This is a genomic window from Actinomycetes bacterium (assembly GCA_024222295.1).
Classification (GTDB): Bacteria; Actinomycetota; Acidimicrobiia; order Acidimicrobiales; family Microtrichaceae; genus JAAEPF01.
The window spans coordinates 1-26,201 of sequence record JAAEPF010000051.1 but is presented as its reverse complement, the minus strand read 5'-3'; the positions used below and the strand labels follow the sequence as shown (position 1 = coordinate 26,201).

The 26,201-nt window shown below is 67.4% G+C and carries 26 protein-coding genes; 6 read left to right on the top strand and 20 right to left on the bottom strand.

Translation table 11 applies throughout. The features are described 5' to 3' along the window. Window positions 1-24 precede the first annotated feature (24 nt). The 3 genes from rpoD to GY812_14540 form a co-directional block, all read right to left on the bottom strand. Window positions 25-1,170: an RNA polymerase sigma factor RpoD gene (gene rpoD, locus GY812_14550; GenBank protein ID MCP4436704.1), complete on the bottom strand. Its 1,146-nt coding sequence runs from the start codon at window positions 1,168-1,170 to the stop codon at window positions 25-27. A 147-nt stretch (window positions 1,171-1,317) separates the two neighbouring features. Beyond that, window positions 1,318-3,189, bottom strand: a complete 1,872-nt coding sequence (locus GY812_14545) for a DNA primase (protein ID MCP4436703.1) — start codon at window positions 3,187-3,189, stop codon at window positions 1,318-1,320. Between the two features lie 172 nt (window positions 3,190-3,361). Further along, window positions 3,362-4,681, bottom strand: a complete 1,320-nt coding sequence (locus tag GY812_14540) for a glycine--tRNA ligase (GenBank protein ID MCP4436702.1) — start codon at window positions 4,679-4,681, stop codon at window positions 3,362-3,364. Window positions 4,682-4,809: 128 nt separating this feature from the next. Here GY812_14540 and GY812_14535 point away from each other — a divergent pair, with 128 nt between their 5' ends. Together GY812_14535 and GY812_14530 are read left to right on the top strand one after the other, a co-directional pair. After that, entirely contained in the window at window positions 4,810-5,298 is a 489-nt protein-coding gene (locus GY812_14535; protein ID MCP4436701.1) for an RDD family protein, read from the top strand. Window positions 5,299-5,661: 363 nt separating this feature from the next. Further along, on the top strand, window positions 5,662-6,357 hold the full coding sequence (locus GY812_14530) for a hypothetical protein (GenBank protein ID MCP4436700.1): 696 nt from the start codon (window positions 5,662-5,664) through the stop codon (window positions 6,355-6,357). 61 nt (window positions 6,358-6,418) lie between these two features. Here GY812_14530 and recO read toward each other — a convergent pair whose 3' ends face one another. From recO to lepA, 12 genes are all read right to left on the bottom strand, one after another. Further along, window positions 6,419-7,138, bottom strand: a complete 720-nt coding sequence (recO, locus tag GY812_14525) for a DNA repair protein RecO (GenBank protein MCP4436699.1) — start codon at window positions 7,136-7,138, stop codon at window positions 6,419-6,421. 9 nt (window positions 7,139-7,147) lie between these two features. After that, a complete protein-coding gene (uppS, locus tag GY812_14520) occupies window positions 7,148-7,816 on the bottom strand; it encodes a di-trans,poly-cis-decaprenylcistransferase (protein MCP4436698.1) in 669 nt (222 codons plus the stop codon). Window positions 7,817-8,162: 346 nt separating this feature from the next. Then, window positions 8,163-9,050 carry a GTPase Era gene (locus GY812_14515; protein MCP4436697.1) on the bottom strand — a complete coding sequence of 296 codons (888 nt, stop codon included), beginning with the start codon at window positions 9,048-9,050 and terminating at the stop codon, window positions 8,163-8,165. A 163-nt stretch (window positions 9,051-9,213) separates the two neighbouring features. Then, window positions 9,214-10,470, bottom strand: a complete 1,257-nt coding sequence (locus GY812_14510; protein MCP4436696.1) for an HlyC/CorC family transporter — start codon at window positions 10,468-10,470, stop codon at window positions 9,214-9,216. Next, the gene (gene ybeY, locus GY812_14505; protein ID MCP4436695.1) at window positions 10,467-10,970 is read right to left on the bottom strand and encodes an rRNA maturation RNase YbeY; all 504 of its coding nucleotides are present in this window, start codon (window positions 10,968-10,970) and stop codon (window positions 10,467-10,469) included. The genes GY812_14510 and ybeY overlap by 4 nt, the downstream gene beginning before the upstream one ends. Continuing rightward, window positions 10,967-11,923 carry a PhoH family protein gene (locus GY812_14500; protein MCP4436694.1) on the bottom strand — a complete coding sequence of 319 codons (957 nt, stop codon included), beginning with the start codon at window positions 11,921-11,923 and terminating at the stop codon, window positions 10,967-10,969. The genes ybeY and GY812_14500 overlap by 4 nt, the downstream gene beginning before the upstream one ends. Window positions 11,924-11,947: 24 nt before the next feature. Then, a complete protein-coding gene (locus GY812_14495; protein MCP4436693.1) occupies window positions 11,948-12,196 on the bottom strand; it encodes a helix-turn-helix domain-containing protein in 249 nt (82 codons plus the stop codon). A 253-nt stretch (window positions 12,197-12,449) separates the two neighbouring features. Next, window positions 12,450-12,953 carry a transcriptional regulator gene (locus GY812_14490; GenBank protein MCP4436692.1) on the bottom strand — a complete coding sequence of 168 codons (504 nt, stop codon included), beginning with the start codon at window positions 12,951-12,953 and terminating at the stop codon, window positions 12,450-12,452. A 107-nt stretch (window positions 12,954-13,060) separates the two neighbouring features. After that, the gene (locus GY812_14485) at window positions 13,061-13,750 is read right to left on the bottom strand and encodes a 16S rRNA (uracil(1498)-N(3))-methyltransferase (protein MCP4436691.1); all 690 of its coding nucleotides are present in this window, start codon (window positions 13,748-13,750) and stop codon (window positions 13,061-13,063) included. Window positions 13,751-13,755: 5 nt separating this feature from the next. Next, window positions 13,756-14,874: a molecular chaperone DnaJ gene (gene dnaJ / locus GY812_14480; GenBank protein MCP4436690.1), complete on the bottom strand. Its 1,119-nt coding sequence runs from the start codon at window positions 14,872-14,874 to the stop codon at window positions 13,756-13,758. A gap of 60 nt (window positions 14,875-14,934) precedes the next feature. After that, a complete protein-coding gene (gene hrcA / locus GY812_14475; protein MCP4436689.1) occupies window positions 14,935-15,942 on the bottom strand; it encodes a heat-inducible transcription repressor HrcA in 1,008 nt (335 codons plus the stop codon). Between the two features lie 130 nt (window positions 15,943-16,072). Further along, window positions 16,073-17,920, bottom strand: coding sequence for an elongation factor 4 (gene lepA, locus GY812_14470; GenBank protein ID MCP4436688.1), 1,848 nt, complete (start codon window positions 17,918-17,920; stop codon window positions 16,073-16,075). A gap of 91 nt (window positions 17,921-18,011) precedes the next feature. Here lepA and rpsT point away from each other — a divergent pair, with 91 nt between their 5' ends. Next, window positions 18,012-18,272: a 30S ribosomal protein S20 gene (gene rpsT / locus GY812_14465; protein MCP4436687.1), complete on the top strand. Its 261-nt coding sequence runs from the start codon at window positions 18,012-18,014 to the stop codon at window positions 18,270-18,272. Window positions 18,273-18,306: 34 nt separating this feature from the next. Here the strand turns inward: rpsT and holA are convergent, their stop codons facing one another. The 5 genes from holA to GY812_14440 form a co-directional block, all read right to left on the bottom strand. Then, complete coding sequence (gene holA, locus GY812_14460) at window positions 18,307-19,302, bottom strand: DNA polymerase III subunit delta (GenBank protein ID MCP4436686.1); 996 nt, start codon at window positions 19,300-19,302, stop codon at window positions 18,307-18,309. Further along, a complete protein-coding gene (locus GY812_14455) occupies window positions 19,299-19,757 on the bottom strand; it encodes a hypothetical protein (GenBank protein MCP4436685.1) in 459 nt (152 codons plus the stop codon). Before GY812_14455 ends, holA begins: the two co-directional genes overlap by 4 nt. Before the next feature lie 45 nt (window positions 19,758-19,802). Then, complete coding sequence (locus GY812_14450) at window positions 19,803-21,563, bottom strand: ComEC/Rec2 family competence protein (protein MCP4436684.1); 1,761 nt, start codon at window positions 21,561-21,563, stop codon at window positions 19,803-19,805. A 1-nt stretch (window position 21,564) separates the two neighbouring features. After that, window positions 21,565-22,386 carry a ComEA family DNA-binding protein gene (locus GY812_14445; GenBank protein ID MCP4436683.1) on the bottom strand — a complete coding sequence of 274 codons (822 nt, stop codon included), beginning with the start codon at window positions 22,384-22,386 and terminating at the stop codon, window positions 21,565-21,567. A gap of 77 nt (window positions 22,387-22,463) precedes the next feature. Then, window positions 22,464-23,171: a tetratricopeptide repeat protein gene (locus GY812_14440; protein MCP4436682.1), complete on the bottom strand. Its 708-nt coding sequence runs from the start codon at window positions 23,169-23,171 to the stop codon at window positions 22,464-22,466. A gap of 82 nt (window positions 23,172-23,253) precedes the next feature. On the opposite strand from GY812_14440, the gene GY812_14435 reads away from it, so the two are divergent. From GY812_14435 to GY812_14425, 3 genes are all read left to right on the top strand, one after another. Continuing rightward, on the top strand, window positions 23,254-24,312 hold the full coding sequence (locus tag GY812_14435) for a phosphotransferase family protein (protein MCP4436681.1): 1,059 nt from the start codon (window positions 23,254-23,256) through the stop codon (window positions 24,310-24,312). Continuing rightward, on the top strand, window positions 24,309-25,199 hold the full coding sequence (locus GY812_14430; GenBank protein MCP4436680.1) for a PAC2 family protein: 891 nt from the start codon (window positions 24,309-24,311) through the stop codon (window positions 25,197-25,199). The genes GY812_14435 and GY812_14430 overlap by 4 nt, the downstream gene beginning before the upstream one ends. Before the next feature lie 2 nt (window positions 25,200-25,201). Continuing rightward, on the top strand, window positions 25,202-26,201 hold a 1,000-nt coding region (locus tag GY812_14425; protein ID MCP4436679.1), incomplete at its 3' end, for an LLM class F420-dependent oxidoreductase.

Sequence of the window (26,201 nt, the reverse complement as noted above, 5' to 3'; positions counted from 1 at the left end):
TCGCCGGGTGATCGGACCCCGGCCTCAGTCGGAGTTGAGGTAGTCCTCGAGCTTCTGGCGCCGGTGTGGATGGCGCAGCTTCGCGAGGGTCTTGGACTCGATCTGGCGGATCCGCTCGCGGGTCACACCGAAGCGCTGGCCCACCTCTTCGAGTGTGTGCTGCTGGTCGCCGTCGAGTCCGAAGCGCATGCGCACCACTTCCTGCTCGCGGGGAGACAACTCGCTGAGTGCATCGGTGATCTGCTCCGACAACGACCTCGCGGTCGCCACATCGGCAGGCATGGCCGCATGCTGGTCCTCGATGAAGTCGCCGAGGAAACTGTCGTCCTCCTCACCGACCGGCGAGTCGAGCGACAGCGGGTCCTGGGAGATCCGCATGATCTCGCGCACCTTCGGCACCGGCAGGTCGGCCTTGTCGGCCAGCTCCTCGATCGTGGGGTCACGCTCGAGCTCCTGGGCCATCTGGCGCTGCAGGCGGTGCACCTTGTTCATCGACTCGACCATGTGCACCGGGATCCGGATCGTGCGGGCCTGGTCGGCGATGGCACGGGTTATCGCCTGGCGAATCCACCAGGTCGCGTAGGTCGAGAACTTGAAGCCCTTGGTGTAGTCGAACTTCTCGACTGCACGCATCAGTCCGAGGTTGCCCTCCTGCACCAGGTCCAGCATCGGGAGTCCACGGCCCAGGTAGCGCTTGGCGATCGACACGACGAGTCGGAGGTTGGCCTGGGTCAGGTCACGTTTGGCCCGCTCGCCATCGCGGGCCTGGCGGCGCAGAGCTGCCCTGGCGGCGGCATCCAGCTTCTCGATGTCACCCGACGCATTGAGGTCGGCCAGCCGCTCCTCGGCTTGCACACCGGACTCGATCCGCTGCGCCAACGACACCTCTTCTTCGGCGGTGAGCAGCGACACGCGGCCGATCTCGCGCAGGTACATCTTCACCGGATCGGCTGTGCCACCGGCACCCGTCGGCGCCGGGGCGGTCTTGCGGCCCTGACTCAGCCGCTCGACGCGCCTTGCCGCCGCGGCCTGCGAAGGAGACTCCTGCTCGGCTGCGTCATCGTGGTCATCGTCGGCATCGAGGTCTTCGGCCGGATCCACCTCGGTCTGCACGGTGATGCTCCTCTTGGACCAGAAGTCACGGGTGGCGTCGACGACCTCGTCGGTCATCTCGCGGCGAAGCGCGCTGAGCGCGTCGTCGAGCAACAGCTGGTTGGAGTTGGTGGCTGCGCGCGCCTGCAGGGCCTGCACCTCTGCTTCCGGCACGTCATCCCACATCGTCAAAGAACCGACTCCTGCTCTGGTTGGGCGCCGACGTCACGAGGATGTCTCGCTTGGTCCGGCCCATTCGCCCCCAGTGTCGTCACCGGCCTGATCGGCCGGCCCCGACCGCCGGAGCTTCAGCCAATCTAGCAACTCGGCGACCGTTTCCGACTCGGCTCTCGGACGCCTCAGGTCGTCGATCGTGACCTTCAGGTAGCCGATCGCGTCCGCATACGCGAGGGGATCCTCGGCCCCCCTCGCCTCCATCTCCAGCTCGACCAGCTCCACACGGGCGGCTTCGGTCGCGAGGCGGGCCATCACGTCGGTGGTCTCGACCGCCAGGTCCTCCACCGACAGGCGCGACAGCTCCTCGGCCACCTCTGGCGACGCACTCGCCATGGCTTCGGCAACCGTCGGAGCCGCCTCGATCGCCTCCCATGCGGCACGGGCCGTGGGATCGGAGAACAGCGCCGCGTCGAGCAGGGGCAAGGCCACCTCGCGTTTGTGGACTGCCAGGCGGATCGCCTCGCGTTCGGCTCCCTGGGGCATCGGGTCCAGCCCAACTGCGCCGCTCGGAGCATCCATGTCGCTGTGGGGCGGGGGCTCATCACGCGGTGAAGGCCGACGCTGGGGCTGTTCCCTGGGGCGTCGTCGCACCTCGCCGAGCCGCTCGCGCAGCCTTGCCACCTCGATCCTCGTGGCGTCGGACAGGTCCATCAGGTACTGGTCGACCACCAGTGAGTCCGGATGCTCGACGATGACACCGAGCGCGTCGTCGGCGCCCCGTGCACGCCCCTCGGCCGACTCGAGGTCGGCTGCCGCCAGCGCCCGCTGCACCCGGAACTCCAGGAACGGACGGGCACCTTCCACAGCCGCGGCAAGGGCAGCCGGATCCTCGCGCGCAAGCTCGTCGGGGTCGGTGCCGCCCGGCATGTCGACGACCCAGAAGCCCACGTCGTGGGTCTTCTCCCACTCGTACACACGCTCTGCGGCGGACTGTCCGGCCTCGTCGGCGTCGTAGGCCAGCACGATCCGGCGTGTGAAGCGCGACAGCAGCTGCACGTGCTCCTCGGTGAGCGCCGTGCCGCAGGTCGCCACGGCACGCTCGATCCCCGCCCGGGCGAAACCGATCACGTCGGTGTAGCCCTCGCATATGACGACTTCGTTTGCAGACACCACGTCGCCCTTGGCCCAGTTGAGCCCGTAGAGGGCACGCGACTTGTGGTACAGCACGTTGTCACGCGAGTTCTGGTACTTCGGGCCGTCGGTATCGGGCAGCTTGCGACCGCCGAAGCCGATCGGGCGGCCCTGCTCGTCGTAGATGGGAAACAGCACCCTGGCCCGGAAGAAGTCCTGCAACCGGTTGCGGCGGTTGAGCATCCCCAGCCCTGTCGCTTCCAGATCCGACTGCGACAGCTTCAGCGAACGGGTCAACTGGTCCCACCCGTCGGGTGCCCACCCGACCTGGTAGCGACCGACCTCGTCGGCTGTGAACCCGCGGTGGCGCAGGTATGCCCGCGCCTGGGCGGCATCGGATCCCGTGCGGAGCCGCTCGTGGTACCACTCGACCGCCCGCTCCATGACCTCGTAGAGCCGCGTCTTGCGCTTGCGTTCCTCTCCGCCGCCCCGCTCGGTGTATCGCAGCGGGATGTTGGCGCGCCCCGCGAGGCTCTCCACCGCATCCACGAAGTCGAGGTGCTCGATCGCGCGCAGGAACGTGATCGCATCACCGGACGCCTTGCAGCCGAAGCAGTGGTAGAGACCCTCGGTGGCATTGACCGAGAACGAGGGCGACTTCTCGGCGTGGAAAGGGCACAGGCCCACCCAACGCTGGCCCACGCGTCGAAGCTGGGTGTACTCCCCCACCAGTGCGGCCATGTCGGTGGACTGGCGCACGCGGGCGACGTCTTCGTCGACGATGCCCATCGAGCCCCTTTCTGCGCAGCCGGCCCTTCGGCCCCTTGGTCGCCTCGGCGAGTGCTGCCGGCCGGGCTGGCCGGCAACCAGATTGTGGAACCGGAGTATTGCAGTCCGGGCGGATGCCGCGAGCCGCGGTTTGCGCCCTCGGCCGCTTCCGTGGGCCGGCGGGCGACCGCGGTCAGGCCAACCGCTCGCTCAGGTAGTCGACTACGCCCGCGATCGGCACCCGGTCCTGCTCCATGGAGTCGCGCTCGCGCACCGTGACAGCCTGGTCCTCGAGCGTGTCGAAGTCGTAGGTCACACAGAACGGCGTGCCCAGCTCGTCCTGGCGGCGGTAGCGGCGCCCGATCGACTGGGTCTCGTCGTAGTCACACATGAAGTGCTTGCGCAGCTCCGTGGCCAGCTCCGAGGCAGGTCCGCCGAGCTCGGGCTTCTTGGACAGCGGCAGTACGGCCACCTTGTAGGGCGCGATGCTCGGATGGAAGCGCAGAACGACACGCTTCTCGCCGCGCACCTCCTCCTCGTCGTACGCCGCCATCAGGAATGCCATCGCCGTGCGGGTGGCCCCCGCAGCAGGCTCGATCACATGGGGCACCCACCGGTCACCGGAAGCCTGGTCGAACCACTCAAGGCGCTCACCGGAGTGCTCAGCGTGCTGGCTCAGGTCGTAGTCGCCACGGTTGGCGATGCCCTCGAGCTCGTCCCATCCCCAGGGGAACAGGTACTCCACATCAGAGGTGCCTGACGAGTAGTGCGACAACTCGTCGTCGTCGTGGGCCCGCAGGCGCAGCCGATCAGCCGGCATCCCATGGTCGAGGTACCACTGGAAGCGGTGCTCGCACCAGTACTCGTACCAATGTGCCGACTCGTCGGGATGGCAGAAGAACTCCATCTCCATCTGCTCGAACTCACGGGTGCGGAACACGAACTGCCCGGGCGTGATCTCGTTGCGGAAAGACTTGCCGATCTGCGCGATCCCGAACGGCGGACGCACCCGTGTGGTGTCGATCACGTTCTTGAAGTTGATGAACATGCCCTGGGCCGTCTCGGGGCGCAGGAACGCAGTTGCCGACGCGTCCTGCACCGGACCGGCCTGGGTCTCGAACATCAGGTTGAACTGTCGCGGCTCGGTGAACGTGCCCCGCTTCCCGCAACTCGGGCACTGCTCGGGGTCATCCAGCTTGTCGAGGCGGAACCGGTTCTTGCAGTTGGTGCAGTCCACCAGCGGGTCCGTGAAGTTGGCGAGGTGGCCGGAGGCCTCCCATACCTGTGGCGGCGACAGGATGGACGCGTCGAGGCCGACGATGTCGCCCCGCTCCTGCACAATCGACTGCCACCAGGCATCCTTGACGTTTCGCAGCAGCAGTACTCCGAGTGGCCCGTAGTCGTAGGTGGAGCGGAATCCGCCGTAGATCTCCGCGGACGGGTAGACGAACCCGCGCCGCTTGGTCAGGTTGACGATCTTGTCGAACAGCTCGGGGTTGGCCTCGGCAGACATGGCCGCTCAGGCTACCGGCACCGGATGGAATGCCAGAAACGACAAAGCTGTGCAACCGACCACGATGTCCCAGGACATCTCTGCATTGTCGCTAGCGTCTGGACCCAGCCGATGACCCGGAGATAGCCGTGACCGACCCGAACCTGATCCCGAATACAGGCCCGCGACTGGCCGAACCCTGGAAACGCATCGTCGCCCTGCTGCTGGATGGACTCGGGCTCGGACTGGTGGTCGGGCTGCCGGTGGCCCTCATGGTCGACAGCAGCACGATGAGCCTCAACTCGAGCCGCGCATCAGCGGACTTCGGCTCCTCGCTTCTGGGAGCACTGATCACCAGCGTCGTCTACTTCCTCTACTACGCCCTGATGATCGGCAACTTCGGAAAGACAGTGGCCGGCATGATCCTCGGCATCCAGGTGATCGGCACAGACGGCTCACCGGCCACCATCGAACAGGGATTCAGGCGCTCTGCGTGGACCCTTCTGGGCATTGTCCCGGTAGCCGGAGGCCTGGCGCAGATCGGACTCGTGATCTGGGGTCTGGTGAACCTGTTCAACGACCCGTTGCGCCAGACGCCATGGGACAAGTTCGGCGCAACGATGGTTGTCGACGGCTGATACACGCCCCGCGGTGGCACCACCGTCCGGCCGATCGTGTTCAGAACCATGGCGATGTCCGCCACTGGCGCCGCGCCGACCGTTAGCGTCGGGAACGAGCACCGACCGGTTAGCAGCGACCGGCCTCGACAGCTGACCGCACCCCCCAATCGCCAACATCGGTTTCCAACACCCGGAGGACCCGACATGAGTGACCCGAACCAGCCGCCGCCGCCAGGGGGTGGCGCTCCCCCGCCAGCACCCCCACCAGGAGGCGGAGCTCCCCCGCCAGCACCCCCACCAGGAGGCGGAGCTCCCCCGCCGGCACCCCCGCCAGGTGGCGGCGCTCCCCCGCCAGGTGGTGGCGCTCCCCCGCCAGGAGGCATGCCACCTCCGGCGCAGCCCTACCAGCCCGGTGGCGGCGGCCAGCGACTCGAGGTCGGCGCTGCCGTGTCCTACGGCTGGAACAAGTTCAGCGAGAACGCCGGCCAGTTCATCCTTCTGGTACTCGGAGTCTTCGTCGCCCTGATCGCTGTCAGTGTCATCAGCCAGTTGGTGATCATCCCGACGATCGGGGGTGACGACAACAGCGTCGGCATCATGTTCTGGCTTGCGTTCGCCGTGACGTTCTTCCTCCAGTTCGTCGTGGGCTTCGCAGTCCAGGCCGGTGTCTACCGTGCCGGGCTGGGTGTGACCCAGGGACGGGCGCCGTCGTTCTCCATGTTCACCGACGGCACCAACTTCGGGGCCTACATCCTCACCGTCATCGTGGTGGGGCTCGGAGCCATGGTCGGCTACCTCCTCTGCATCATTCCCGGGATCATCTGGCTCTTCTTCACGGTGTTCGCCCCGCTGCGAGCGCTCGACAGGGGGGAGGGTCCGGGCGACGCGATCAAGGGCTCGATCGACATGGTGCGCGACAACATCGGCCAGGTGTTGCTGATCATCATCGTGAGCTACCTGATCTACATCGCAGGTGCCCTGCTCTGCGGCATCGGCCTGCTGGTCTCCATCCCGGTGGCGCTCGTCGCCATCTGCTGGACCTACCGGGTCATCAACGGCGAACCGGTCGCTCCTTAGCGACCGCAATCCTGCACAAGCTGTACCGACGGGGGCCTCCGGGCCCCCGTCACCCGTTTTGTCAGCTCTCGTGGATCACCCGGATTGCGCGGAGACGCCGCTCGATGTGCGTCTCGAGCAGTGCCGAAGCCAGGGTCTCCACATCGTGCACTGCCGCGCCCTCGGGCAGGTCCAGCACTGCGTTGAGTCCACCACCGAGAACGGCACGAACCACGGCGAGGGTCTCGTCCGAGATCACCCGACCACCACCGCAGGCCGAGCAACGAAGCCCGGCGGCCTCCGGTGCGCAGAACAGCCGGTCAGACGGCTCTCCGCACACCACACAGCGGTCCGGGTCGGGCGCCACGCCCTCCGCGTCGAGCAGCTTCAGATAGAACGCCGCCACAACTGCAGGCGGATTCGACTCCTCGATCACGCCGAGTCCGCCCACGAGCATGTCGTGCAGGCGGTGGCTGGGCTCGCGTTCCTGCGCAAGCTGGTCTATGGCCTCCAGCAACGCTGCCGCATGGCCCATGCGCGACAGGTCCGAGCGGGTGCGTGGGTGCGCCTCTGCTGTTTCTGCCTGAGCCACTCCGTCCAGATCCCCGCGGCCCTCGTAGAGCTGCACATTGATCACCGAACCAGGCTCCAGGCGCGATCCGAACTTGGATCCCGTGCGCCTCACACCCTTGGCGACCGCACGCACCTTCCCGGTGCTGCGACCCAGCAGCACCACAACGCGGTCGGCCTCGCCGAACTTGTAGGTTCGCAGCACCACGGCGGTGTCCCGGTACAGCGCCATGGCCCGACTTCAGCCCGACTTGATGCCGCCGAAGCGGCGGTCGCGGTTCTGGTACTCGGCGATGGCGTCGTAGAGGTGCTCGCGGCGGAAATCGGGCCACAGCACTTCGGTGAACACCAGCTCCGAATACGCGATCTGCCACAGCAGATAGTTGGAGATCCGGTACTCACCCGACGTGCGGATCATCAACTCCGGATCGGGCATCTTGGGGTCATAGAGATGCTCGCGGATCTTCTTCTCGGTCACCTTGCCCGGCTTCACACCCTCTGCGACGAGCGCGTTGACAGCATCGACCAGTTCGGCGCGGCCGCCGTAGTTGAACGCCATGGAGAGGGTCATGCGCTTGTTGCGCTTCGTCATCTCCTCGGTTTCGGTGATGTGGCGAAGCACGCGCTTCGGAACCCGCCAGTCACGACGGCCTATGAACTGCACCTTGACTCCCTCTTCGTGCAGTTCGTCGCGGTGCTCCATGAGCAGGCGCTCGTTGAAGCCCATCAGGTAGCGCACCTCGTCAGCCGGGCGCTTCCAGTTCTCCGTGGAGAACGCGTACACCGTCATCCACTTGATGCCGGCGTGCATCGCTCCCCACAGCGTGTCGAACAGCGCCTCTTCGCCTGCTGCGTGACCATCGGTGCGGGGCAGGCCCCTGCGCTGGGCCCAGCGGCCGTTGCCGTCCATCACCAGTGCGACGTGGTTTGGGATCCGCTCGGGGTCGAGCTCATCGAGGTTCACCGAAGCACCGTACCCGACCGCTCGCGACACCCCCGCGCCGCCCCATCAGGGCCCCATGGCCCGCCACTGGCCCTCCCCCTGCCCGCCACACCGGAGCCAGCCGTGTGCAGGATGCCTCATCCTTGTTTCCCGAGGAGTCTCGCGTCGGTACGACGCTCAGCTACTCAGGAACAGAGGCTGAGCGGCAGAGCACACTCGGCTAGTTGGGCTGACTAGTCGGGCTGACTGGCCCGGCGGAACGGGCTTGGGTCGGGGGCGGGCTGGGAGCCAGGCCGACGAGTGGCGCCGCGGGTCAGTAACCGAGGCGGTCCAGGGAGCGGGGGCTGCGCTGCCAGTCCTTGTCAACCTTCACCTGCAGCTCCACATAGGCACCCTCGGGCAGCTGCTTGCGCACCCGGGTGCCCACCTCCTTGAGCACCGCGCCCTTCTTGCCGATCACCATGCCCTTCTGGGACTCGCGCTCCACGAGGATCTCCACCCGTATTAGTGGCCATTCCCACTCCGTCACCCGGGTGGCTATCGAATGTGGAAGCTCCTGACGCGTCACCGCCAACAGCTGCTCCCGCACCAGCTCGGCCACATGGAACTCGTCTGTCGTGTCGCTGACCGAGCCAGACTCGTACCAGCGTGGACCCTCGGGGAGCCGTGATACGAGGTATTCCACCAAGGCATCGACACCATCGCCGGTCCGCGCCGAGATCGGGAAGTACTCACTGAACTCGGTACCCGATGCAATGGTCAGCTGCTGTGCGATGCGGTCACGGCCTGCGCGGTCGCACTTGTTGAGCACGAGCACCGCATCGGGGCCGACCCGCTCGGCGAGGAACTGGTCACCCTTTCCGAGTCCTTTCACCGCGTCGACCAACAGGCAGACCACGTCGACACCGCCGGCGGCATCACCGGCCGTCTGGTTGAGGCGCTCACCCATCAATGTGCGGGGCTTGTGGATTCCGGGGGTGTCGATGAACACCACCTGGGAGTCGTCGCGATCGAGGATCCCGCGGATCTGGTTGCGGGTGGTCTGGGGCTTGTTGGACGTGATCGAGACCTTCTCGCCGAGGATCTGGTTGAGCAAGGTGGACTTGCCCACATTGGGGCGCCCCACCAGAGCCACGAAACCCGACCTGAAACCTTCGGGCGTCTCGTCCTGTGACTGGGTGAGGCCAGCCTCGGCCATCATCACTTCGAGCCGGTCCCCGGCGCCCTCAGGCAGCTCCGCCACAGCGGATTGCCCGTCGGCCGATTCAGGGTCGACTGGCTCTTCGTCTGCTGGCTCTCGGTCAGCTGATCCGGGGCGAACTGTTTGTTGGTCGAGTGGCTCGTCGCTCACGACACGGCTCCGATCACGAGGCCTGCTGTCGGGGCAGGTACATCCGTACCCGTCGGATCCGCCGGCCGTCCACGCGCTGCACCACCACGCGCACGCCGTCGAACTCGACCGCGTCGCCCGGCTCGGGAACCCGTCCGAGCGTGCCGAACACCAGTCCGCCGACCGAGTCCCAACCTTCCTCGGGAAGCTCGAGGTCGAGCTCCTCGTTGAGGTGCCCCACGTTGAGCGAGGCGTTCACCAGCACCTCGTGATCGGACAGGTGCTGTACCGGGTCGGCATCCACGTCGAACTCGTCAGTGATCTCACCCACGAGTTCCTCGAGCAGGTCCTCAAGGGTGACCAGCCCTGCGGTGCCGCCGTACTCGTCGACCACGATCGCGATGTGAACCGAGTCAGCCTGCATCTCCGCCAACAGCTCGGCGACTCGCTTGGTTTCGGGCACGAAGTGGGCGTCGTGGGTCACTTCGGCGACATGGTCTCCACCGCGCCCGGCCCGCTCGGCAGCCACCACTTCCTTCACGTTGATCACGCCGACCACGTCATCGACGCCTTCACCCACCACAGGCAGGCGCGTGAACCCGCGCTTGATCGAGAGATCCACCGCTTCGGTCACCGTGGCGTGGCGCTCTATTGCCACCATGTCCGGACGCGGAATCATCACCTCGCGCACAATCGTGTCTCCGAAGTCGATGATCGACTCGATCAGTTCACGCTCGGATTCCTCGATCACGGCAGCCTCGGCCGCTTCCTCCGCGAGAGCCAGGATCTCCTCCTCGGTGACGAACGGCCCGCGACGCAAGCCCTTGCCGGGGAGGATCACGTTGGCCACGCCGATGAGCGCACGGGCGGGCCAGCGCATGATGACGCCGATCCACTCAACCAGGGGTGCGGTCAACAGGGCCGCCCGGTTGGGGTGCTGGAGTGCCCAGGTCTTGGGTGCGGCCTCAGCGACTGTGAAAAGCACCACGACGTTGAGCAGGATGCCGATCGCCACGCCGAGCGCGCCGAAAAGGCGGCCCGCCAGCAGACCGACGAGGGCCGACTGCACGACCTGCACCACGTTGACAGTGAGGTAGACCGCATTGAGGTCGCGCTCGAGGTTGTCGACGATGCGCTCCAGACGCTCGGCACCCTTGCGACCCTGATCGACCAGTGCTGCTGCGCGGGCTCTGCTCATCCTGGTGATAGCGGTCTCTGCAACAGCCAGCACCGCGGCCACGAGCACGAGCACGATGGTGACTACAAGCAGCCACACGTCGCCGGTGTTCACGACTGAATCCAGGGGTCCAGCGCCGGAGTGACTCCGAAGCGCTCCATGAGTTCCCGCTCGCGATTCCACATGCCGTCACGCTCGCGGGGGTCGCCGTGGTCCCAGCCCGCCAGGTGGAGCGACCCGTGAACCACAAGCAGCCGGCATTCGTCGGCCATGCTTCCCGCATGAGACGGCGCCTGACGTGCCGCAACCGCGGGGCACACCAACACATCACCGACCAACTGGGTGACTTCGTCGCCGTCAGCCGCTGCAGCGGCCGGATCGACGCCATCGATCGAGAAGCTGAGCACGTCGGTCGCGCCTTCTCCGCCGAGGTGGGTTTCGTTGAGCTCGGTGATCTCGGCCTCGTCGACCAGGTGCAGCCCCGCGCTCGCCGACCCAGAGGCTCCCTCGGCTTCCAGCACGGATGCCATCAGGTCGGCCAACTCGCCCGGCGGAGGCACGGCGATAAGGTCATGGGAGGAACGGTCCTCCCACTCGACACTTGGCCGCGTCACGATCCGGACGCTTGCGAGTCGGCCTTCGCATAGGCGTCCACGATGTCCTGCACGATCCGGTGGCGCACCACGTCGCGCGCGCCGAGGTGCACGAAGCCAACCCCATCGATCTCACCGAGGATCCCTTCGAGGCGCTCGATTCCCGAGCGGCCGCCCGGCACGTCGACCTGGGTGGCGTCGCCCGTGACCACCGCCTTCGAGCCGAAGCCGATGCGGGTGAGGAACATCTTCATCTGCTCAGGCGTGGTGTTCTGCGCCTCGTCGAGGATTATGAAGCTGCCATTGAGCGTGCGGCCTCGCATGAAGGCCAGCGGCGCGACCTCGACGGTCCCCCCCTCGAGGTGCTTCTGGGCGTTTTCCGCTCCGACCATGTCATGCAGGGCGTCGTAGAGCGGCCGCAGGTACGGGTCGACCTTGGCCATCATGTCGCCGGGCAGGAATCCGAGCCGCTCGCCCGCCTCGACCGCGGGGCGGGTAAGCACGATCCGCTCGACTTCGCGGGCCTGCAGGGCCCTCACGGCCATCGCCACGGCCAGCCACGACTTGCCGGTGCCGGCGGGGCCGATCCCGAACGTCACGGTGTGGTCTTCGATCGCTTCGAGGTATCGCTTCTGGCCGCTCGTCTTCGGGCGCACGCTCGCACCCCTGGAAGTGCGCATCACCTCGGTGGTGAGCACGGCCGTGGGGCTCTCATCGGCGCGTATCATGTCGATCGTGCGGTCAAGCACGCTGGGAGACAGCGACTGGCCGGCCTCCAGAAGCGACACCAGCTCGCCGAACAATCGGCCGACGGTCGCCGACTCGGCACCGTCGATGGTGACATCGTTTCCGCGCACCGTTATGGAGGTCGACTCGAAGGCCGCCTCAATCACATCAAGTAGTTCGTCGCGGGTGCCGAGGAGATCACCCATCAGGTGATTGCCCGGCACGTGCACACGCACCCGTTCACTCATCGTGAAGATGAGTGTACCGGTGGGTCAGCGGTCAGCTGTAGGCGTATTCGCGCCTTCGCGCAGGTCTGCGGCTGGTTCGGCGGGCGTGGTGATGTCGAGCGTTCCCGGTGCGATCCGGCATCGCTCGATGAATTCATCGACCTCGGTCTCCTTGAGGCGGATGACCCGCCCGAATCGGTACGCGGGCAGCTGTCCATCATCGATGAATCTGTAGAGCGTGCGCGGGGTGACCCCGAGCCTCTCTGCCGCCTTTGCCGTGTTCAACCAATTGATGTCCGCCGAGCTCACGAGGCCGACACTAGCCCGAGCGGTGCCATGTTGCCGTGATCCTGACTAGCGGGTCGGTTGGGGCTCGACGTTCGGCGGAAGCGCAACCCAGTGGTAGCCATGGGTGGAGTTTCTACCACTTTCAGTGACTTTAGACATGGGTAAATACCCCTGCCGCTGAAATCGCCCGCAGCTCGACCGCTGTTCGACTCGACCGCTGTTCGACCCTATGGGCCGCCGGGATTCGTTGTCCGGGCGATCAGCCCATGCGCAGGCCGAGCTCGGTCAGCCTGCGGTCAGCAGCGTCGTATCCGACTCCGAGAATGCAGGCGATCGCCCGCATGTCGTCACGTCGGATGGTCAGCACACGGCCGTTGAAGTCCTGGCGCTGCACCTGGATCATGCGCAGATACCGGGCGAGCATCTCGGACTCGTTGCCGTTGAGGTGCTCGAGGCGGGTGAGATCGATCTTCGCACCGAGTCGGTCGAGCTCTGCTGCGGTCTCCGCTTCCTGTTCCAGGGTGGGCAGCAGCTGGTCGACGGGCACCTTGTAGAAGATCGCCAGCCTCTGGAGCCTCGGCACCGAGATGGCTCGCTCACCGCGTTCGTAGGCGCCCAACACGGATGCCTTGAATTCCTGGTCGGAGGACGCTTCGACCTCCTGCAGGGACAGGTGCTTCTGGCGGCGAATACGCCGCAACCGCTCTCCAACTGCCTTGCCGTAACCGTCCTGGATCTCTTCGTCCAGCGAGTCGTCTGCCATCTCCACGCCTTTCCAACCCCACCACTCTGCGTGGCTCTATCCCAGTTTGGACGGAGCCGCTGAGCGGCGTCAAACACTCAGGGTGGGAATCATGACAGAACTGTCAGTCACAGACCAAGCCTGAGAGCGGTCAGTCGGGCCGCTGTTGCGACCGCCGCGGTTTCGGTGCGCAGCACGTTGTCCGACAGCCCGATCAGATCCCGCCCCTCACGCTCGCCGTCAGTCCAACCACCCTCCGGGCCGACCAGGACGGTCGTGTCAGCAACTGTCAGCGCCCGGCCACCGGCGTCCGCGAGCACACCTGCGACCTGCGTGAAGTCCGCAGTAACCACTTCTGGCAACCAGAGCCGCCGCGACTGACGGCACGCCTCGAGTGCGGTACGCCCCAGCTTCGCCACCTGCTTCGCGGCCCGGTCCCCCGACCACTTGACAACCGAGCGCTGGGTGCGCAGCAGCACGATCCGGTCGACTCCGAGTTCCGTCAGCTTCTGCACGGCCCACTCCGGACGATCGCGCTTCGGAGGGGCGAAGCCGACCGTTAGCTGTGGATCGAGCCTCGCCTCCGCATACGCATCTGACATCGGCTCGAGGGCACCGCCGACCAGCCGGCACATTCTCCAGCCGCCGGCGCCGTCGGCTGCGCAGATCTCGTCGCCGTCGGCGAGGCGCAGCACACGCCCGAGGTGGTGCGCGTCATCGTCATCCAACTCCGGGGCGTGCAGGTCCTCCACGAAGACCTGCGCAGCGGACTGCCGCCACGAATGCGAGTGTGCCGCGGGTGAACCGTCGGCGCCCACGTCTCTCAGGAGAACGCGGACTTGATCCGCGACATCAGGCCGTCGGACGGTGGTGCGACATCGTCGCCGCGGTGCTCCGCCAGCTCGCGCAGCAGCCTCTCGGATTCCTCGTCGAGCTTGGCCGGGATCTCCACCTCGGCCACGACCACCAGGTCGCCCCGGCCGCGCCCGTTGAGTCGGGGCACACCCTTGCCCCTCGCACGGAACAGCCGACCGGTCTGCGTGCCGGCCGGGATCTCCATGTGCTCGGGCCCGTCGGGCGTATCGATCGTGATAGCCGCACCGAGAGCCGCCTGGGTGATCGGCAACGTGAGGCGGAACACGAGGTCGTCGCCCTGGCGCTCGAAGTGTTCGTCGCGCTCGACCCGAAGGCGCACGTAGAGGTCGCCTGACGCCCCGCCACGGGCGCCAACAGCGCCACGGCCGGTGAGCCTCAGTGTGGAGCCGTCGTCGACTCCGGCAGGCACGTCGACGGTGAAAGTCTTGTCGGTGACTATGCGCCCCTCGCCCTTGCAGGTCGAGCACGGCTCGGGGATCACCTGGCCGGAGCCACCACAGCGCCTACAGGGGCTGGCGGACACGATCTGGCCGAGCACCGTGTTGCGCACCGCGCGCACCTCTCCGGTGCCGCTGCACTCGCTGCAGGTGTCAGGGGTCGTGCCGGGTGCCGCGCCTGTGGAGTCGCAGTCCTCGCAGAGCACCGCAGTGCGAACGCTCACATCGGTGGCGGTTCCGAAGAGGGCCTCGGTGAACCCGAGGTTGGCCGTCACCTCCAGGTCGGGACCGCGGTTGGAGCTTGCGCGGTCGCGCTGGCGACCACCACCGGTGAAGGGACTGCCGGCGCCGAAGAACGCATCGAACAGGTCGCCGAGGCCTTCGCCCTGGCCGAACGGGTCACCGAAGTCGAAGCCCTCGGCGTCACCGAATCGGTCATAGCGCTCGCGCTTCTCGGGGTCCGAGAGCACCTCGTACGCGGCGGCGAGCTCCTTGAATCGATGCTCGGCGTCGGCATCGCCCGGGTTGGCGTCTGGGTGAGACTCGCGCGCAAGGCGACGGTAGGACCTCTTGATCTCCTCGGCCGAGGCGTCCTGGGACACCTCGAGGATCTCGTAGAAATCAGCCACGCGAACAGTCCCTTCCTGGCACACACACGACTCTGTGCGGGCTTGGCATCTTGGCAGCCATCAGCCCTCGCTCAACAAACGGCTGAGGCGGCGGCTGACCTGCGACACGGCAGAGACGGTCTCGGCGTAGTCCATCCGGGTGGGCCCGAGCACGGCGATAGCTCCCGCGGGGCCCGTGTCGGACTCATATGGCGCCACGACCAGCGAGCATTCGGCCAGCGGTTCGACACCGGTTTCGGAGCCGATCGCCACGGTCAGGCCTCCGTCGACGATCTCCTGCAGGAGTCCGATCACCACGAACTGCTTCTCGAGCACCGTCAGCACGCCCTCCACGGTCTCACGGGTGTCGAACACATTTGCTATCCGGCTTGCGCCATCCACATAGACGTGCGCGCCCTCGGCCTCGGCGGCCTCGCCGATGGCGGCCGCCGCGAGGATCGCAAGCTCGGCGCCGGGCAGCGACGAGTCGAACGCGTGGCCGGCCACCTCCGCCAGCGGCCCGCCCACCAACTCATCCGCCAGCGCCTTCTGTGCGTCGGCCAGCCCGCCTGCGTCGACTCCCGGTGCGGGTATCTCGAAGGTCCGCTTCACCACCGCACCTGCGGATGTGACCGCTACCACGAGCAGCATGGTGGGGGCCAGGTCGACCAGTTGCACGGAGCGGACAGTCGCCGCTTCTCCGCCCTGTTCGGTGACCACGGCGGCTGTGCCGGTGAGGGAGGAGAGCAGGCGGCTCGTCTCGCGCAGCATCTGTTCCAGCTCGCCATGGGCGGCGGCGAAGAACTCCGAAACGCGAGCCACGCCGGCCGGGCTCATCGCGAGTTCGGGCGACATGTCGTCGACGTAGAACCGGTAGCCCTTCTCGGTGGGTACCCGGCCCGCGCTCGTGTGGGGTTGTTCCAGGTAGCCCTCGGTCTCGAGGTTCGCCAGTTCGCTTCGCACCGTCGCCGGGGACACGGACACATCGCTGCGCTTGGAGATCGTGTTGGATCCGACCGGTTGCGCGGTCTCGACGTACTCCATCACGACTGCCCGCAGGATCGCGGACTTCCGGTCATCGAGTGCCATCGGGTGCTCCGGGTCGGGGCGGCTCAGCCGCCGAAGGACGTTGGCACTCAGTCTACGCGAGTGCCAGCCGCTGCGATGAGGCAGCCCGTGAGAGTGTTGGCATCCACCTCAGCCGGCCCGCCGAGCCAGGTCAGTCATCCAGGCGCAGCGCACGGATGAAGGCATCAGAGGGGATCTCCACCGCGCCCACGTTCTTCATCCGCTTCTTGCCCGCCTTCTGCTTCTCCAGCAGCTTGCGCTTGCGGGTCACGTCGCCGCCATAGAGCTTGGCGGTGACGTCCTTGCGAAATGCGCGCACGGTCTGGCGGGCGATGATCCGGCTGCCGATGGCCGCCTGGATCGGCACGTCGAACTGCTGGCGTGGGATGATCTCGCGCAGCTTCTCGGTCATCTTCTTGCCGTACTCATCTGAGTTCTCGCGGTGAACGATCGTGCAGAACGCATCGACCGGATCGCCATGCAGCAGGATCTCCACCTTCACGAGGTCCGCCGGGTCGTATCCCGTCGGCTCGTAGTCGAGGCTGGCGTAACCCTGCGTGCGGCTCTTCATCTGGTCAAAGAAGTCGATCACCACCTCAGCGAGCGGCAGTTTGTAGTGGAGGTCAACCCGCTCGGGTGACAGGTACTCCATGCGTGTCATCTCGCCGCGACGGCCCTGGCACAACTCCATCAGCGTTCCGACGTATTCGCTCGGAGCGATGATCGAACAAGTCAGCATCGGCTCGCGGACCTCTTCGATCGATCCCGGGTCGGGCAGGTCGGCCGGGTTGTCGACCAGGTGTTCCTCGCCGTTCGTCGTGGTCACCTCGTACTCAACGGACGGAGCGGTGGCGATCAACGAGAGCCCGAACTCGCGCTCGAGACGCTCGCGGATGATCTCCATGTGCAACAGCCCGAGGAAGCCACACCGGAACCCGAAGCCGAGCGCACCCGAGGTCTCCGGCTCGTAGGTGAACGAGCTGTCGTTGAGCCGCATCTTCAGCAGCGACTCGCGCAGGTCCTCGAAGTCGTCGCCCTCCACCGGGTACAGGCCACAGAACACCATGGGCTTCGGTTCGCGGTAGCCCTCCAGCGGCTCCTCGGCAGGTTCTGCCGCGTCGGTCACCGTCTCACCCGAGCGGGCCTCGCCAACGTCCTTGATGCCGGCGATCAGGTAGCCGACCTCGCCGGGGCCCAGCGTGTCGACCGGCGTGTTGTCGGGTGTGCGCACACCGATCTCGATCGCCTCATGGGTGGCGCCCGCCTGCATGAACCGCAGCTTCGAGCCCGTGCGCAGATGCCCGTTGACCACCCGGATCGAACTCACCACGCCCCGGTACTGGTCGAAGTGCGAGTCGAAGATCAGGCCCTGTGTCTCGGCATCAGGGTCACCCTCGGGCGGCGGAATGCGGTCGATGACTGCGTCGAGCACGGCGTCGACACCTTCACCGGTCTTGGCGGAGATCCGCAGGATGTCATCCGCGGGGATGCCGAGCACCGACTCGATCTCTGCTGCGTACTTGTCGGGCTCCGCGGCCGGCAGGTCGAGCTTGTTGAGCACCGCCACGATCTCCAGGTCGCTTTCCAGCGCCAGGTAGCAGTTGGCCAGCGTCTGGGCCTCGATGCCCTGGCTCGCATCGACGACCAGGATCACGCCTTCGCAGGCCGCCAGGCTGCGCGATACCTCGTATCCGAAGTCCACGTGGCCCGGCGTGTCGATCAGGTTTATTACGTGGTCCTTCCAGTCGAGGCGCACTGACTGGAGCTTGATGGTGATGCCGCGTTCGCGCTCGATATCCATCGAGTCAAGGAACTGGTTGCGCATGTCGCGGGCCTGCACGGCGCCGGTGATCTCGAGCAGCCGGTCCGCGAGCGTCGACTTGCCATGGTCAATGTGGGCGATGATCGAGAGGTTGCGGATGTACGAGAGGTCGGTCACTGGTCGGTTCCGTGCGGCGGGGCTTTCCAGTCTGGCGCAGCACACTGCCGGTGGCGACATCGCCGATCTGGTGGCCGGCACGCCCCTTCGCTATCCTCTGTCGTTCGTCCAAACCCCCACTGGGCACACTCCAACGAGGAAATTGCACCCGATGGCCAACATCAAGAGCCAGATCAAGCGGAACCGTCAGAACGATCGTGCGAAGGAGCGCAACCGCGCCGTTCGCAGCGAGGTGCGCACGCGCATCAAGGCTGCCGAGACCGCAATCGAAGAGGGTGCCGACAACGCCCAGGAAGTGGTCGCATCTGCAATCAAGCGCATCGACGTTGCTGCACAGAAGCGCGTCCTGCACCGCAACACGGCCGCACGCGCCAAGTCGCGGCTGATGCACAAGCTCCACGCAGCCAGCTGACCTGCCGCCCGGGCGGGCGAGTACTGCGGCCGGTTCAGCGCCGGCCACCGCCTGACAGCGCGGAGAGCCGCGCCACCAGCAGCTCCAACACCATCTCGGGTGGTGCTCCCGTTGCGCCCCGCAACTCCACGTCGGCCCGGTGCAGCAGCGTCGTTGCCCTCGCCAGCTTGGCCGAGCCCATTCTGGAGCTCTGGTCGAGCGCCTTCTTGGCCGGGAAAGTGGACCCCTTCATTCCGAGCAGGGCTGCTGCCGCCTTCTCGTCGTGTACTGCGGCGCCATCGAGGCGCAGCATCCGCTCGAAGTGGTTCTGCAGCGTGACCATCACCTGAAGCGGGTGGCGCTGGCCACCGGCCATCATGCGGCGCACCAACTCGACGGCCTGCGCGGTACGCCCCTTGTCGATCGCGTCGGTGAGGTCCCACGGCGGCACGCCCCCGCTCTCACCCAGCAGCGGCTGCACCTGCTCCACTCCGACCCGGTCCTCTCCCGGGTTGGCGGCTGCGACCAGTTCCAGCAGGGCGGGAAGGCGACCGACGTCTTCGCCGAGGGTGTCCTCCACAAGGGCACGGGCCTGACGATCGAGTTGTACGTCGGCACCGTCGAACTGCTCGTCGAACCAACCGGAGCGACGCTTGCCCGAGGGTGGTGTCGTGTCGACCACGTCACCGCCACGGCCCTTGACGGCGTCGGCGAGCTTCTTGGGAACCGGGTTGGACCGCGCTCCCGATGTGATGGGCTTGTCCCACACGAGCACCAGGCTCACGTCGTCGGTCACGTCGTCCACCAGGTCGATCAGCAGCTTCGACTCGGCCGCGGGGAACCGCCCCAGGTTGCGTGCAACCACCACCCGGCCACCGAACATCGACACCGTGGTGGCCGCCAACGCGACGGCCGACAGGTCGTAGTCGTCGCCGCGGAACTCATCGAGCACCTCGTTGCGGTCGGCGTCACCGAGCTCAGCGGCCACTGCTTCGCCCGCCGCCTGCTCCAACAGCACGGCGTCTGACCCCTTGAGCAGCGTGATGGTCACCTAAGTGCTGCCTCGGTAGCCAGGGCAGCGGTCACGTCCATAGCCCGGCGCGCCGCATCGGTGTGCGAAGTCCGCACGAAAACGGCGCCGGCCGCGAGGGCGGCAACCACCGTCGCCTCCAGGGATCCGCCTGGCTCCATCCCCTCGTCATCCGGGCACACGGCGACGGTGTGGCCCGCCGCGACCAGTGCCGGGACCGTCGTCGATGGGCACTCGAGCACCAGAGTCGACGGTTCGACCCCCGCTTCGGTTGCCAGACGGGCAGCCTCGGCGAGTTCGTCCGTGTCCACGCCCGAGATCCAGACGGAGCCCTTGGTCGCCAGGGCGTCCTCAGGTGACTCCAGCAGCTCGGCCGAGGGGAACAACGCAACCGCCCCAGGAGGATGGTGGGCCGGGTCGGCGCCCGGCACGAATACCGGAGCCACGAGCAGATCCTGCGCCCCGACGACCATCACGGCGCCAATCTACACCGGGCGCATGACACCGCAGACTGGAGTCCCTCACGCACAGATCGGTGGGGATCCCCTCGCGAGGGGCCGGCTCTCGCCAACCACCAGCACAGCACCCAACCGACCAGCCAGGTCCACCAATGCGGGCGTTGACTCCGCTGCGGAGACCAGGGCCACGCGTGTCAGGCCCTGCCGCCAGAGGCCTTCCTGGATGGAAACCGCATCCTGTGGACCGGGCCCACCTCCCACCTCCAACACCCAGCTCTCGTTGCACGACCGCAGCGTCGCTCCCCCGTCGAGCTCCAACGACCCACCGGTCAGCGGCAGCGGCGGACGCACCAACAGCAAGATCGGCAGTGCGGCCACGAGCACGCAGCGGCCAGCGGCCGAATGACCCCGATGGCGCCAGAGCGCGGTCGCTGCAGCCAGACCTGCCCCGATCGCGACCCATCCGGCGATCGGCAGTGGCGGAGCCGACAGCTCCGCGATGCCCGCGGCCACGGTGTTGACCCACCACACCGCCACGCGCACAGGCAGCTGGAGCACCCATGCCAGCTCTTCACGGACCACTCCGGCGAGCAGTCCCGAGGTCATGCCAAGCGTCATCACGAGCCCTGCGGCCGGCTCCGCAAGCAGGTTCGCCGGCACGGCCAGCACCGAGGTCGGACCGAACGTGGCAGCCATCACCGGCACTGCGCCGGCCTGGGCGGCGAGGGTCACCCCGAGCGGGCGGGCCAGCCACTCCGGGCCCGGCACCAGCCGCCAGATCCGTTGGGCACACAGCACCAGACCCGCGGTTGCCGCGAGCGAGAGCCGGAACCCGACCGAGTGCACGAGCATCGGGTCCGCCACGAGCAGGCCCGTGGCGGCGAGGCACAACGTGCGAACTCCGGGCACCGTGCGACCTGTGGCGGCAGCCGTGAGGCCGAGCAACGCCATCGCTGCCGCACGCAGTACAGAGGGCTCGGCCCGGGTCACGAGCACGAACCCGACGATGGCCAACGCACCCAGCGCCCACCGCCAGCGGAACGTGACCCGAGAGGTGAGGGGCGACAGTGCAACCAACACGAACACGAGGTTCTGGCCCGATACCGCGAGGAGGTGCGTGAGCCCCGACGCGCGGAACCGGAACTGCGTGAGCTCGTCCTGGCGTCGGTCGTCTCCCACCACCAGACCCACATAGAGGGCACGGTGCTGCTCGGACATGGAGCCCGACCCTCTCCACAACAGCTCGTGCACACCGTTGGCGGCGCGGAACCAGATCCTCGTACCCGACACGCGCTCCGCCTCGCTCACCCGGATGCGGCCGGCGAGGTGGCGCGACAGCACCCAGCCCCGCGGCGCCCGATCGAGATCCGACACGGCGCCCGACAGCGCCACCCGGTTCCCCATCCGCAGTGCCCGCACGACACCCTCGGTGTCACGGTCGAAGTCGGCCATGTACCGGCGGCCGTCGACGGTGACCTCCACCCTCGTGCCGAACCGTCCCGACTCCGGATCTGCCGCCAGTTGAGCCGTGCCGTCGACCCGCTCAGGCAGCGGTAGGTCCAGGCCCGCAAGGTCCTGGTCGGCCCGCAGCGCTACCAGCGCCACCATTGCGACGGCGAGCGCCCCGCCGACCAGCCACCGCGGGCCAGACCTGCGGGCTGCCGCGACCACCAGGGCACACGCTATGAGAGTCGGCGGAAGCCACGCTGGCACGGCGGCCCCGAACAGTGCCGCAGCTGCGGCGGACACGGCAGTGACCACGACGCCGGCTTGGCCGGCCATCGCATGCAGCGCCTCACGCATGGCGGGCGTGCAGACCTCCATCTCAGCGCACCGAGACGAGGCCCTCCAGCGCTTCCAGCTTCGCCTCGCCGATACCGCGCACTTCGAGCAGGGAGTCGACCGAGCCGAACGGCCCTTGGCGCTCGCGGTGGCTGATGATCGCGGCCGCGGTGGCCGGTCCGATCCCGGGCAACTCCTCCAGGGCGGCTGCATCGGCCGAGTTCACGTCGACCAAGGACTGGCTCGAGTCACCGGGGGTGACTCCGAGCCCGCCCTCGACCAGCGGGGCACCGACCTCCTCTCCGGCCGCGGGCACGTACAGGCGGGCGCCGTCGTTGAGCCTGGCAGCGAGGTTGAGGCGACCCGGATCCGCGCCGGGGAGGCTCCCACCTGCTGCGTCCATGGCGTCGCCCACCCGGGCACCGACCGGCAGTTCGGTGAGCCCCGGCAGCGCAACCGCGCCCGCCACGTGCACGACGATCTGCTCGGTCGGCTCCGTGGGGACAGGATCCTCTTTCGCCGCACTGCCCGGGCCGGGGTTCACCGGTCCGTCGCTGCCCGATCCGGCGTCCAGCGGTGCGGCTCCCTCAGCGAGGGGTATCCGGTCCTCGATCAGGGCCGGCCGCGCCAACCAGTGCCACCCACCCCAGCCGACGAGCACGCCGGCGACCAGTACCGCCACGACCGCCCGCGCATTCATGGACCCGGGCAGCATCTCTGACACCCGGCCCAACAGAGAGCCTGCCAAGGGCGTGGCCGAGCTGCCGGCTCCTCGGCGCAGCAACTCATCCAGCGGCGAGTGAGCCGGATCGTCGCCTGCGGCTGTGTCCTCGGCCTGCGGTTCGTTCAGTTCCTCTGCCGCCACACGCCGCAACCTACGGACACGTATGGCTCAGGTCACCGGGTCGCGCGGCCCGTTGACACCAGGTCAGCGTCTGCTGTTCAGAACAGTTCGCCGGACAGCCGCTTGCGCCACAAGGCGCGCAGGCCGTCGTCGGAGAGGACCTCGAGCAGGTCGACGAAGCTCTTGCGTGCTTCATCGTCGGCCTTCACCTTGCCCAGCAGCTCACCAAGTTGGCGCTCCACCTCGGCGTCGCCACCCTCGGGGGCTCCACCAGTTCGCGCCAGCGCTGCCACACGGCGCACAGCGGCCGTCTCGGGAATCCGTGAGAGCAGCGCCGTCGCGTCGTCGGTGTCGCCACGTCCGACCAGGATCTCCGCCAACCCCACGATCGCGTCCTCGTTGTCGTTGTCGATCTCCAGCGCCGAGCGCAGGGATGCCTCATCGCCGAGTGCAACCAGCCTGGCGACCTCCTGCTCCTCGGGGCTCGAGGTCAGCTTGTTGACGAACGCCCGGACCTCGGACTCGGGCTGGGCGCCGATGAAGCTGTCGACCACCTTGCCATCGACCAGTGCATGCACAGCCGGGATCGACTGTGCCTGGAACGCCTGGGCGATCTGGGGGTTGGAATCGACGTCGACCTTGGCGAGCTCGACACGACCCGCGGTCTCCCCGATCACCTTCTCGATGATCGGCCCCAGGGTCTTGCAGGGACCACACCATTCCGCCCAGAGGTCGACGACAACCGGGACCGTCGCGGAGCGTTCGATCACAGCGGTCTGGAAGGTTGCGTCGGTTACATCGGCCATCTGACCATCCTACGGCGGGCCGGAAGCCGGTCCGATCCGCGGGGACTAGCGTGGCCGGACCGACCAACGCGAGGAGGCGAGGATGGCCGGCGACAACGCCAGCCCCGAAGGCGTGAACACCGAGCAAGTGACGGCATGGTTCGCTGACAACGTTCCGGCCTGCTCACCGCCGCTGGACTTCCGGCTCATCGCGGGTGGGCACTCCAACCTCACCTTCGAGGTCACCGACTCCATCTCCGGCCGCTGGGTGCTGAGGCGCCCACCGCTCGGCCAGGTCCTCGCCTCCGCCCACGACATGGGCCGCGAGCACAAGATCATCTCGGCTCTGGCCGGCACCGACGTGCCGGTTCCCGCAACCATCGGGCTCTGCACCGACGAGGCGGTCAACGGCGCCCCCTTCTACGTGATGGACTTCGTCGACGGCACCGTGGTGCGCAACCAGTCCGATGCCGAGGGCCTCGATCCCGACCAGCGCCGACGGGCGGGTGAGTCTCTCGTCGACGTCATGGCCGCAATCCACACCGTCGACGTCGACGCGGTGGGCCTCGGCGACCTCGGCCGCAAGCAGGACTACATCGCCCGCCAGCTCAAGCGCTGGTACGGCCAGTTCGAGAAGTCCGACGGCCAGGTGACCGGTGGGCTCGACCTGCCGTCGGTGCACGCAGCGCACGACCTGCTGTCATCCAGCATCCCGGCCCAACAGGGCGCCGCGATCGTGCACGGCGACTACCGGCTCGACAACTGCATGCTCGGCACCAGCGGCGAGGTCAATGCAGTACTCGACTGGGAGATCTGCACCCTCGGGGATCCGATGGCCGACGTGGGCCTCCTCTGGGTCTACTGGACCGACCCCGGTGGGGACGCCGTGCTCCCGCAGGCCTCGCCCACCTCGCTCGAGGGGTTCCCCACCAAGGCCGAACTGATCGCCCGCTACGCGGCGGCCTCGGGTCGTGACGTCTCCTCGCTCGACTTCTACATCGCATTCGGCTTCTGGAAACTCACCTGCATCATCGCCGGTGTGTACGCGCGCTACGCGGGTGGTGCAATGGGAGACGTGCCACCCGAACAGATCGACGGATTCCGCCACATGCTCGATGCGCTTGCCACCCAGACCGAGCAGGCGTGCGCGGAGGTCCGGTGAAGGAACTCCTCGAAGTCCACGAGCATCCGTCCCTGTCGGAGCCGGTGATGGTCGTCGCTCTCGAAGGCTGGATCGACGCCGGCATGTCGGCCGCAGGGGCCATCTCCACCGTCGCCAGCTCCACCGACGCAAGTGCGGTCGCCTCCTTCGACGCGGACCGGATCATCGACCACCGCGCCCGCCGACCGGTGATGCAGATCGTCAACGGCCTGATCACCAACCTCGAATGGCCCGCCACCGAGGTGCACGCCGGGGTCGATTCGAGCGGCAACGACCTGTTGCTGCTGCAGGGCGCCGAGCCCGACTTCGAATGGCAGGCCTTCACGCGCGCCGTCATCGAGCTGGCGGAGGACTTCGAGGTGGCCCGGATCGTCTACCTCGGCGCATACCCGGCCCCGGTGCCCCACACCCGGGGCGTCAACCTCGCTGTCACCACGTCGTCGCCCGACCTCTCCGACGAGCTGCGCGGCTATGTACGCGGCTCCCTCGCGGTTCCGGGGGGAATCCACGCGGTCATCGACGTGGAGGCCAACTCGGTCGGCATCCCCACGCTCGGGCTGTGGGCACAGGTTCCGCACTACATCTCATCGATGCAGTACCCGGCGGCCAGCCTCGCCCTCGTCGACGGCCTCCGTGACGTGGCCGGACTCGACATCGACGTCGGCGAGCTCGCAGGCGACGCCGCCGGCACCCGCGACCGCCTCGATGCGCTCGTGGCCGAGAACCAGGAGCACCAGGAAATGGTGCGCCAGCTCGAAGAAGTGTTCGACACGACGTCTCCCGACGACGAACCACCCACGCCCATCGGCCTCGGCGAGATGCCGAGCGGCGATGAACTGGCTGCTGAACTGCAGGAGTTCCTGCAACAGCGCCCCGAGGAGGACTGACCATGCTCGTAGACGCCCCACTCGGGCCCGACCTGTCGCTCGCCCCGCTCGCGGCGAAGAAACTCGAAGAGGCCGGCTTCGGCGGCGTGTGGTCAGCCGAGATCAACCACGATCCCTTCATGCCCCTGATGCGGGCCGCCGAGACGACCAGCACACTCGAGCTGGGCACCGGAATCGCCGTGGCCTTCGCCCGCAACCCGATGCTCGTGGCCAACATCGGCTACGACCTGCAGAAGTTCTCCGAGGGCCGATTCATCCTCGGACTCGGCTCCCAGATCAAGCCCCACATCACCCGCCGTTTCTCGATGCCCTGGTCGCGGCCCGCGGCACGCATGCGCGAGTTCGTCCAGGCCACCCGCGCCATCTGGGACTGCTGGCAGGAAGGCACGAAGCTCGACTTCGACGGCGAGTTCTACAACCACACGCTGATGACCCCGATGTTCGATCCCGGCCCCAACCCCCATGGCGTGCCGAAGATCTACCTGGCCGGCGTGGGCGAGCTGATGACCGAGGTCGCAGGCGAGACCTGCGACGGGTTCCTCTGCCACGCCTTCACCACGGAACGCTGGCTGCGCGAGGTCACGATTCCGGCCCTCGAACGGGGAGCGAAGAAGGCCGGCCGGAGCCTCGACGACATCGAAGTGTCAGGACCGGCGTTCGTCATCACCGGCAAGAATGAAGCCGAGATGGCCCAGTCCCGCGAGATGACCGCCGGCCAGATCGCCTTCTACGGCTCCACACCCGCCTACCGCGGGGTGCTCGACCTGCACGGCTGGGGTGAACTCGGCGACGAACTGCACGCCATGTCCAAGGAAGGCCGCTGGGCCGAGATGGGCGGCGCCATCGACGACGAGGTGCTCAACACGTTCGCAGTGGTCGCCGAGCCCTCGGGCGTGGCCGGAGGGCTCCACACGCGCGACGGCCACGGGCCCGACGCCAGCAGGTTCTGTGCACCGGCGGCGCCAGCCCCCGGGACGTGGGGTCCGGGCCCGGACGGCCTTC

What these genes read in the sequence shown, in the direction of transcription:
- hrcA (MCP4436689.1), bottom strand. Translation starts at nt 15,942, where the DNA reads ATGGCACTCGATGACCGGAAGTCCGCGATCCTGCGGGCAGTCGTGATG.
- GY812_14435 (MCP4436681.1), top strand. Translation starts at nt 23,254, where the DNA reads ATGGCCGGCGACAACGCCAGCCCCGAAGGCGTGAACACCGAGCAAGTG.
- GY812_14500 (MCP4436694.1), bottom strand. Translation starts at nt 11,923, where the DNA reads ATGAGTGAACGGGTGCGTGTGCACGTGCCGGGCAATCACCTGATGGGT.
- uppS (MCP4436698.1), bottom strand. Translation starts at nt 7,816, where the DNA reads ATGGACGGCAACGGCCGCTGGGCCCAGCGCAGGGGCCTGCCCCGCACC.
- GY812_14540 (MCP4436702.1), bottom strand. Translation starts at nt 4,681, where the DNA reads ATGTCTGCCGAGGCCAACCCCGAGCTGTTCGACAAGATCGTCAACCTG.
- GY812_14490 (MCP4436692.1), bottom strand. Translation starts at nt 12,953, where the DNA reads ATGGCAGACGACTCGCTGGACGAAGAGATCCAGGACGGTTACGGCAAG.
- GY812_14530 (MCP4436700.1), top strand. Translation starts at nt 5,662, where the DNA reads ATGCCACCTCCGGCGCAGCCCTACCAGCCCGGTGGCGGCGGCCAGCGA.
- recO (MCP4436699.1), bottom strand. Translation starts at nt 7,138, where the DNA reads ATGGCGCTGTACCGGGACACCGCCGTGGTGCTGCGAACCTACAAGTTC.
- GY812_14515 (MCP4436697.1), bottom strand. Translation starts at nt 9,050, where the DNA reads ATGATGGCCGAGGCTGGCCTCACCCAGTCACAGGACGAGACGCCCGAA.
- GY812_14450 (MCP4436684.1), bottom strand. Translation starts at nt 21,563, where the DNA reads ATGGAGGTCTGCACGCCCGCCATGCGTGAGGCGCTGCATGCGATGGCC.
- rpsT (MCP4436687.1), top strand. Translation starts at nt 18,012, where the DNA reads ATGGCCAACATCAAGAGCCAGATCAAGCGGAACCGTCAGAACGATCGT.
- GY812_14440 (MCP4436682.1), bottom strand. Translation starts at nt 23,171, where the DNA reads ATGGCCGATGTAACCGACGCAACCTTCCAGACCGCTGTGATCGAACGC.
- lepA (MCP4436688.1), bottom strand. Translation starts at nt 17,920, where the DNA reads ATGTCGCCACCGGCAGTGTGCTGCGCCAGACTGGAAAGCCCCGCCGCA.
- rpoD (MCP4436704.1), bottom strand. Translation starts at nt 1,170, where the DNA reads ATGACCGACGAGGTCGTCGACGCCACCCGTGACTTCTGGTCCAAGAGG.
- GY812_14545 (MCP4436703.1), bottom strand. Translation starts at nt 3,189, where the DNA reads ATGGGCATCGTCGACGAAGACGTCGCCCGCGTGCGCCAGTCCACCGAC.